The organism is Flavonifractor sp. An92 (genome assembly GCF_002159175.1).
Lineage (GTDB): Bacteria > Bacillota > Clostridia > Oscillospirales > Oscillospiraceae > Pseudoflavonifractor_A.
This window is the reverse complement of record NZ_NFGZ01000016.1, coordinates 53,859-62,582: the sequence shown is the minus strand read 5'-3', so window position 1 is coordinate 62,582 and position 8,724 is coordinate 53,859. Positions and strand designations below refer to the sequence as shown.

The 8,724-nt window shown below is 61.0% G+C and carries 7 protein-coding genes; 2 read left to right on the top strand and 5 right to left on the bottom strand.

Annotated features, from left to right (window positions below; translation table 11 throughout):
• Positions 1-357: 357 nt before the first annotated feature.
• Both B5G43_RS11510 and B5G43_RS11505 read left to right on the top strand, forming a co-directional pair.
• Positions 358-618, top strand: coding sequence for a hypothetical protein (locus B5G43_RS11510; RefSeq protein WP_087261504.1), 261 nt, complete (start codon positions 358-360; stop codon positions 616-618).
• A 105-nt stretch (positions 619-723) separates the two neighbouring features.
• Positions 724-1,755 (top strand): LCP family protein, encoded by a 1,032-nt coding sequence (locus B5G43_RS11505; protein ID WP_087261502.1) that lies wholly within the window; start codon positions 724-726, stop codon positions 1,753-1,755.
• A 42-nt stretch (positions 1,756-1,797) separates the two neighbouring features.
• Here B5G43_RS11505 and B5G43_RS11500 read toward each other — a convergent pair whose 3' ends face one another.
• From B5G43_RS11500 to B5G43_RS11480, 5 genes are all read right to left on the bottom strand, one after another.
• A complete protein-coding gene (locus tag B5G43_RS11500; RefSeq protein ID WP_087261501.1) occupies positions 1,798-2,658 on the bottom strand; it encodes a prephenate dehydrogenase in 861 nt (286 codons plus the stop codon).
• 30 nt (positions 2,659-2,688) lie between these two features.
• Positions 2,689-3,693, bottom strand: coding sequence for a S66 peptidase family protein (locus tag B5G43_RS11495; RefSeq protein WP_087261498.1), 1,005 nt, complete (start codon positions 3,691-3,693; stop codon positions 2,689-2,691).
• Between the two features lie 60 nt (positions 3,694-3,753).
• Positions 3,754-4,773: a 3-deoxy-7-phosphoheptulonate synthase gene (gene aroF, locus B5G43_RS11490; RefSeq protein ID WP_087261496.1), complete on the bottom strand. Its 1,020-nt coding sequence runs from the start codon at positions 4,771-4,773 to the stop codon at positions 3,754-3,756.
• A 300-nt stretch (positions 4,774-5,073) separates the two neighbouring features.
• Complete coding sequence (locus B5G43_RS11485) at positions 5,074-6,981, bottom strand: ABC transporter ATP-binding protein (protein WP_087261494.1); 1,908 nt, start codon at positions 6,979-6,981, stop codon at positions 5,074-5,076.
• A complete protein-coding gene (locus B5G43_RS11480; RefSeq protein WP_087261492.1) occupies positions 6,968-8,716 on the bottom strand; it encodes an ABC transporter ATP-binding protein in 1,749 nt (582 codons plus the stop codon). Before B5G43_RS11480 ends, B5G43_RS11485 begins: the two co-directional genes overlap by 14 nt.
• Positions 8,717-8,724: the final 8 nt, after the last annotated feature.

The window sequence follows — 8,724 nt, the reverse complement described above, 5'->3', positions numbered from 1 at the left end:
CGCGCCGCCCCGGCCCGTCCGCGTCCAGGAGCCGGTGAGCGGGGGACAGACCCGCACGCTGGAGCTGCTGCTGGAGCAGAATCAGCTCCTGTCCGACCTGCTGGGGGCGAGACCGGCGCTCAGGGCGGCGGCCAGGAGCAGGGCGAGCCATTTCTGACGTTTCATCATCAAACAGTCCTTTCTTTTCTGATTGAGAATCGTATCTCTTTCCTCGAATTATACGAAATGCGATCATTTGAGACGGCCCCGATCCCGGGGACCGCCGGGCTTGACCTTACTTTACACAGCGCGGTGGAAAAAGTCAAGGCCGCGGGGCGCTGCATAGGATGGGGCAGCGTTTGAGAAAGGAGGTGTCCCATGAACAGTTACCTTCCCTGCGGTGGAAAAAGCCGCGCCGGGTCGGACGCTGTGCGGGAGCCCATGCACCGCTATACATATCCCATCGCGCCGCCCCGGCCCGTCCGCGTCCAGGAGCCGGTGAGCGGGGGACAGACCCGCACGCTGGAGCTGCTGCTGGAGCAGAATCAGCTCCTGTCCGACCTGCTGGGGGCGGTGAACTCCCTGACGGCGGCGGTGCTGGCCCTCCAGTGCCGGCCGGAAAATCTTACAGACAGATAAAATTTTCTTTTTGGCTTGCCCCATGGCCGGTTTTCCGTTATACTATTCTCTGCTATTTGTTGACATAACCGCAAAAAATGACAGACAGAAAGGGGCACAGGCTCCATGGGGAAACGAGTCCAACGGCGGCGGAGCTCTCCGCTGCGCCGGGTGGGAAAAGTGCTGTATGGTCTGCTGGTGGTGCTCTCGGCCATCATCGTGGTCCTGTACGTCTTTTTTATTGTGTTGAAGAAAGAACCCACCATGGCCCCGGCGCCCACAGCCCCGGCGATGGGCAGCGCCTCTCCGGAGAGCAGCGGCGAGCCGGTGACGGTGAACGGCCTGACCCGGAAGGATAAGACCTACACCATCCTCCTGGTCTGTCCCGACGCCACCAGCGGCAACGCCGACTCCATCATGGTGGCCATGTACGACACGGTGAATCAGGAGGCCGGCCTGGTCTCCATCCCCCGCGACACCCTGGTGGCGGGCGAGTATGAGAATGGCGGCCACTTCTATAAGATCAATTCCGCCTACCACAACGGCATCGACGGGCTCAAGAGCCAGGTCTCCGACCTGCTGGGCATCCCCATCGACTACTATGTGGCCATCGAGGTGGAGACCTTCCCCAAGCTGGTGGACATGGTGGGGGGCGTGGACTTTGAGATCCCGGTCTATATGGACTACGACGACCCTACCCAGGACCTGCACATCCACTTCCAGCAGGGTATGACCCACCTGGACGGCCAGGAGGCCATGGAGGTCTGCCGCTTCCGCCACAACAACGCGGGCAAGACCCAGGTGGCCTACTCCGACGTGGAGCGCACCCAGACCCAGCAGAAGATCCTCACCCTCATTGCCCAGAAGGCCCTCTCTCAGCCCGACAACATCCCGGGCTATATCAACCTGATCGCCGAGAGCGTGGAGACCGATCTCCAGCTGGGCGAGATGCTGTGGTTTGCCGAGGCGGCGCTGAAGTTTGACCTGACCAACGACCTGTCCACTGCCACCCTCCCCGGAGACGGAAACGTGACCTACAAGGGCTGGACCTACTGCTATGAGCTCTATCCGGAAGAGGTGCTGGACATTGTCAACACCATGCTCAACCCCTATACCACCGAGATGACCCTGGATCACATGAACATTGTCCAGAAGTAAGCGATACGCCGCCGGAGTGATGAAAACTCCGGCGGCGTTTTCTTATGCCAGCAGATCGGGGCCGGGCAGGTCCATCTGCCGCTTCCGGGCGGCCGAGCGGGAGAGCTTCTGGCTGAGCTGGGCGGCGTCGCCGCCGGCCAGCACCTCCCGGTAGGCGGTGAGGGACTCCAAAAGCCGGTCCACCGACTCCACCAGGGCGGGACGGTTCATGGAGAAGAGCTCGGTCCACAGCCCCACGTCCAGAGCGGCCACCCGGGTGCAGCCCCGGAAGGAGGAGCCCTCGAATCCCCGGCAGGTGAAGAGCATGGGGTCGTCGCAGACGCTGACGGCGATCACATGCATGAGCTGGCTGGTGTAGGCGATCATGGCGTCGTGCTCCTCCGCCGTGGTGCGGTACACGTCCCGGCAGCCGATGTGGGCGGCCAGGCGCTCCATCAGGGCGATGTGCTCCGCCGTGCTGGTCTCCTGGGGGACCAGGATCAGGTGGCTCCCCTGAAACATCTCGGCAAAGGCGTGCTCGATGCCGGAGAACTCGGTGCCCGCCATGGGGTGGCAGCCGATGAAGTCCACCGTGTCGGGGAGTACCTCCGCCGCCTCCAGGATGGAAGTCTTGACGCCGCACACGTCGGTGACCAGACACCCGGGCTGGAACTGGCCCCGGTACCGGGCCAGAAAGTCCACGATGCCCCGGGGGTGGAGGGCCAGCATCACCACATCGGCCCCGGGGAGGACGGAGGCGGCGTCCTCGGTGACGAAGTCGGCCACGCCGTGCTCGGAGGCGAAGCGCAGGGTGGGCTGGGACACGTCCACGCCCACGATTTCAAAGTCCTCAAAGCCCTTCAAGGCCAGGGCCATGGAGCCGCCAATGAGGCCCAGACCCACGATAACCAGATGTTTTTTCATAGCAATAACCTCCTGAGAAGCGGAAAGGTATTAGTCATTTGCAAATGGTGATTCCATCAACACGACTTTTTTGTTTCCGGCATCAAGCGTCACATTTACGCCGATGGGAACGGTCAGCATAGGATGGGTGTGGCAGCAATCAAAATCGGCCAAAATAGGAAGCTTGGTATCTCCTAACACTTCCAGGAGAATTTCATAAGGCGCTTTTCCAGTTCCGTTGTCATCAAACTTCTCGTGTTTTCCCAAGATAATGCCGCCGGCCCGCTCAAAAACACCGGCAAGTTTTAACAGGGAAAAGGAGCGCTCCACCGTACAGGCATCTTTCAGGGAATCTTCAAGCAGCAGAATATCCCCGGACTGGATTTGCGGCATATACTCCGTTCCAAAAAAACCTTCCATTGTGTTCAGGTTGCCGCCGATGAGCCGTCCACGGCAAAGACCGGGTGAGACGCAGATCCAGTCGTTTTCATTTGGCTTTTTTGATCGATCCTGTTCGCTCCAATTGAGAAACTCGTCGGTCCAAACTGCTGGCATTTCATAAGAATATGGCAGCGAAAGAGTGCCTCTCATCATCCGATGGAAGGACTCAAACGTCCAGTCCACAAAGGGAGGCAGTTCCCCAAACGAAGATGCGACGGCCGGTCCATAAAATGTGACCAGTCCTGTTTTTGCATAAACAGCAAGCAGGAGTGCCGTTGTATCCGAGTACCCGATGATGATTTTCGGGTGCTGTTTCAAATAGTCATAGTCGATATATGGCAGGATCGAGTTTGTATTATTGCCGCCGATGGCCGCCATTAAGATTGGAACATCCTCACGATACAAAAGCTGATTGAATTCGTCTGCCCGTTCCCGTATCGTTCCGGAACGATACGCCTCTTGTTTTCCGTAGAGCGACCCGTTTATGACCTGAAACCCCTTGGATTCCAGATATTGAACGCCCCGTTCATAGCGGATCGGAACGGTTGCGGAAACAGGAGACGAGGCGGAAAATACGCCGATTCGGGCATTCCCTTTGATTTGCTTCGGTTTCATATGTCACCCCTCCGATGCATTGTTTGTCAGTTTGTGTGCTCCATACGCAGTTGGACCCGCTCACACCTCCCGGCCCACACAGCGGGCCACCGGGTCCAGAGCGGACATGAGGGACTGGAACTGCTCCGGCGTCAGGGACTGGGCGCCGTCGCACAGGGCGTTTTTCGGGTCGTTGTGGACCTCGATGATGAGGCCGTCGGCCCCGGCGGCCACCGCCGCCATGGACATGCGCTCCACCATCCAGGCCTTGCCGCAGGCGTGGGAGGGGTCCACCACCACCGGCAGGTGGGAGAGCTGCTTCACCGCCAGCACTGCCGACAGGTCCAGGGTGTTGCGGGTGTAGGTCTCGAAGGTGCGGATGCCCCGCTCGCAGAGGATGACGTTGGGGTTGCCGCCGGCCATGATGTACTCGGCGGACATGAGCCACTCCTCGATGGTGGAGGAGAGCCCCCGCTTGAGGAGGATGGGCTTGGTGGTGCGCTTGCCCAGCTTTTTGAGGAGGTCGAAGTTCTGCATGTTCCGGGCCCCCACCTGGATCACGTCCACGCACTCTTCGAAGAGCTCAATGTACTCGGTGCCCATGATCTCGGTGACGATGGGCAGGCCCGTGGCCTCCTTGGCCTTCTGGAGGAGGTTGAGGCCCTCGCACTCCAGGCCCTGGAAGGCGTAGGGGGAGGTGCGGGGCTTGAAGGCCCCGCCCCGCAGGGCGGCGGCGCCGCTCTCCTGGACCGCCTGGGCCACCTGAGTGATCTGACTTTCACTCTCCACCGAGCAGGGCCCGGCGATGACCGCCAGGCGCTTGCCGCCGATGGTGCGGCCGTTGCACAGGGGGAGCACCGTGTCATCGGGGTGGTACTTGCGGTTGGCCTTCTTGTAGGGCTCGGTGACCCGCATGACCTTCTCCACGCCGGGCAGCTGCTCCAGCAGCTCCTGGTCGATCTGGGCGGCGTTGCCCTCGGCGCCCAGGACGGTGGTCTCGGTGCCGCGGGAGATGTTGACCTGAACGCCCCCGGCCTTCATGGCCTGGATGGCCTCCTGGAGCTGTTCGGGGGTGAAGTGGGGTTTCATAATGACGACCATAGCGTTCTCATCCTTTCTCAAGAAAAACAAAAGCCGCGGCGGCCCATCTGGGCTGCCGCGGCGGTGTGCTTCCACCCTTGGAAGGTGTGCTCCGTCCGATGTGACAGGCCGGTTATGGGCATGAAAACAGACCGCTGCCATAATAGTAGCGGTAGCTCTCATACGCATAGCCGAACCGACGGATCATAGCCGTACCTCCTGGGGAAATCGTTATCTGCACTTTAGCACTTTTTGCTGATAAAGTCAAGAGCCTGGGCAAAAAAATCTCCCCCCGGCCCGAAGGCCGGAGGGAGGAGGAACTTAGTCCAGTTCCAGAGCGCCGGTGTAGAGCTGGTAGTAGGTGCCCTTGAGGGCCAGCAGCTCGTCGTGGCTGCCCCGCTCGATGATGCGGCCGTGGTCCAGCACCATGATGGCGTCGGAGTTCTTGACCGTGGAGAGGCGGTGGGCGATGACGAACACGGTGCGTCCGGTCATCAGCGCGTCCATGCCCCGCTGCACGATGGCCTCGGTGCGGGTGTCGATGGAGGAGGTGGCCTCGTCCAGGATCATCACCGGGGGATCGGCCACCGCCGCACGGGCAATGGCCAGCAGCTGCCGCTGGCCCTGGGAGAGGCTGGCGCCGTTGCCCGAGAGGGGGGTGTCATAGCCCTGGGGCAGGCGGGTGATGAAGTCGTGGGCGCCGGCCAACTGGGCTGCGGCGATGCACTCCTCATCGCAGGCGTCCAGACGGCCGTAGCGGATGTTGTCCATGACGGTGCCGGTGAAGAGGTTGGTGTCCTGGAGCACCACGCCCAGACTGCGGCGGAGGTCGGCCTTGCGGATGTTGCGGATGTCGATGCCGTCGTAGAGGATGGTGCCGCTCTGGATGTCATAGAAGCGGTTGATGAGGTTGGTGATGGTGGTCTTGCCCGCGCCGGTGGAGCCCACGAAGGCCACCTTCTGGCCGGGCTTGGCGTAGAGGGACACGTCGTGGAGGACGGTCTTTTCGGGCACATAGCCGAAGTCCACGTCCTTCAGCCGCACATCGCCGGTGAGGCGGGTGTAGGTGAAGCCGCCGTTTTCACCGGGCTGCTTCCAGGCCCACATGTTGGTGACCTGCTCGCACTCCTCCAGGGAGCCGTCGGCCGTCTCCTTCACGTTGACCAGAGTGACATAGCCCTCGTCCTCCTCGGCCTGCTCGTCGATGAGGGCGAAGATGCGCCGGGTACCGGCCAGACCCATGATGACCGCGTTGAGCTGGTTGGACACCTGGCCGATGTTGCTGGCGAACTGCTTGGTCATGTTGAGGAAGGGCACGGCGATGCTGATGCTGAAGGCCATGCCGGAGATGCTGACATTGGGGGCGCCGCTGATGAGGAGCACGCCGCTCACCAGGGCCACCACTACATAGAGGACGTTGCCGATGTTCATGAGGATGGGCATGAGCATGTTGGCGTAGCGGTTGGCCTTCTCAGCGTCGGAGAAGAGGGCGTCATTGATGGCGTCAAAGCCCTCCTTGGAGGCCTCCTCGTGGCAGAAGACCTTGATGACCTTCTGGCCGTTCATCATCTCTTCGATGTAGCCCTCGGTGCGGGCCAGGGCCTGCTGCTGGCGGATGAAGTACTTGGCGGAGCCGCCGCCCACCTTGCGCACCACCAGGGTCATGAGCACCACGCCCAGCATCACCACCAGGGTGAGCCAGAGGCTGTAATAGACCATGATGCCGAACACGGTCAGCACCATCACAGTGGACAGGAGCAGCTGGGGAAAGCTCTGGGACACCATCTGGCGGAGGGTGTCGATGTCGTTGGTGTAGTAGCTCATCACGTCGCCGTGATTGTGGGTGTCAAAGTAGCGGATGGGCAGGTCCTGCATGCCGTTGAACATCTTTTCACGGAGCTTGGCCAGGGAGCCCTGGGTGATGATGGCCATCATCTGGTTGAAGGTGAAGCAGGCGATGAGGCTCAGGATGTAAAAGACGGCCAGCAGCAGCACCAGCTCGGTGATCTGACCGGACACCGCGGCCCAGTCGCCGCTCTGCCAGCTCACTTCCACGGCGGCGATGACGTTCTGCATAAAGATGGAGGGGAGGGAGCTGACCACGGCATTGAAGATGATGCACACCACAACTACCGGCATCATCACGGGATAGAACTGGAAGAGCATCCGGATCAGGCGGCCCAGCACGCCGGCGGTGCCAGGCTGGTTGGGTTTCTTATTCCTGGACATCGTCGTCACCTGCCTTGTTCTGAGAAGTATAGACCTCGCGGTAGATCTCGCTGCTGTGCAGGAGCTCCTCGTGGGTGCCAATGGCGCTCACCGCGCCGCCGTCCATGACGATGATCCGGTCGGCGTCCTGCACCGAGGCGATGCGCTGGGCGATGATGAGCTTGGTGGTCTCCGGAATGAACTGCCGGAAGGCCTGCCGGATGAGGGCGTCGGTGCGGGTATCCACGGCGGAGGTGGAGTCGTCCAGAATGAGGATCTTGGGCTTTTTCAGCAGGGCCCGGGCGATACACAGGCGCTGCTTCTGGCCGCCGGAGACGTTGGAGCCGCCCTGCTCGATGTAGGTGTCATACCCGGCGGGGAACTGGCGGATGAACTCGTCGGCCTGAGCCAGACGGCAGGCCTCCTCCATCTCCGCGTCGGTGGCGTCGGGGTTGCCCCAGCGCAGGTTCTCCTTGATGGTGCCGGAGAAGAGGACGTTTTTCTGGAGGACCACGGCCACCTGGTTGCGCAGCACCTCCAGGTCGTAGGCCCGCACGTCCACACCGCCCACCTTCACGGTGCCCTCGGTGGCGTCGTACAGGCGGGAGATGAGCTGGATAAGGGTGGACTTGGAGGAGCCGGTGCCGCCGATGACGCCGATGACCTCGCCCGAGCGGATGTGCAGGTTCACGTTGGAGAGGGACATCCGGCTGGCGGTCTTGGAGTACTTGAAGCTCACGTTGTCAAAGTCGATGGAGCCGTCGCGGACCTCCATAATGGGGTGCTCGGGGTTGTGGAGGGAGCTCTCCTCGCTGAGGACCTCCACGATACGCTGAGCCGACTCGGTGGCCATGGTGATCATGACGAACACCATGGAGAGCATCATCAGGCTCATGAGGATCTGGAAGCTGTAGGTGATCATCGCGGACATCTGGCCCACGTCCAGATCCAGGCCCCGGGAGGTGATGACCGTATAGGAGCCGTAGGACATGACGAACACCATGACGGTGTAGATGCAGAACAGCATCAGCGGGGCGTTGAAGGCCAGGATGCGCTCGGCCTTGGTGAAGTCGGCCTGCACGTCCTCGGCGGCCACGCTGAACTTCTTCTTCTCATAGTCCTCCCGGACGTAGGACTTCACCACCCGCATGCCCTTGATGTTCTCCTGGACGGAGTTGTTGAGGGCGTCGTACTTCTTAAAGACCTTGCGGAACAGGGGCATGGCCCGGCTGATGACCATGACCAGGCCAAAGACCAGGATGGGGATGACCAGCAGGAAAATAAAGGCCAGCCGGCCGCCCATATAGAAGGCCATGCAGAAGGCAAAAATGAGCATGAGGGGGCAGCGGATGGCGGTGCGCACCAGCATCATGTAGGCGTTCTGCACGTTGGTCACGTCGGTGGTCAGACGGGTGACCAGACTGGAGACCGAGAATTTGTCGATGTTTTCGAAGGAGTAGTCCTGGATCTTGTAGAACATATCCTTGCGCAGATTGCGGGCAAAGCCGCAGCTGGCGGTGGCGCAGGCGGAGCCCGCCAGAGCGCCGAAGGTCAGCGACAGGGCGGCCATCACCACCAGGATCAGTCCATACTTCAGGATGACGTCCATGGAGCAGCCGGCCTTGATCTGATTGACCAGATTGGCGATCAGGAAGGGGATGATACACTCCATCACCACCTCACCGGAGACCAGCACAGGCGCGAGCAGCGAAGGTTTTTTATACTCGCGGATGCTTTTGGCCAGTACTTTTAACATAATACCTC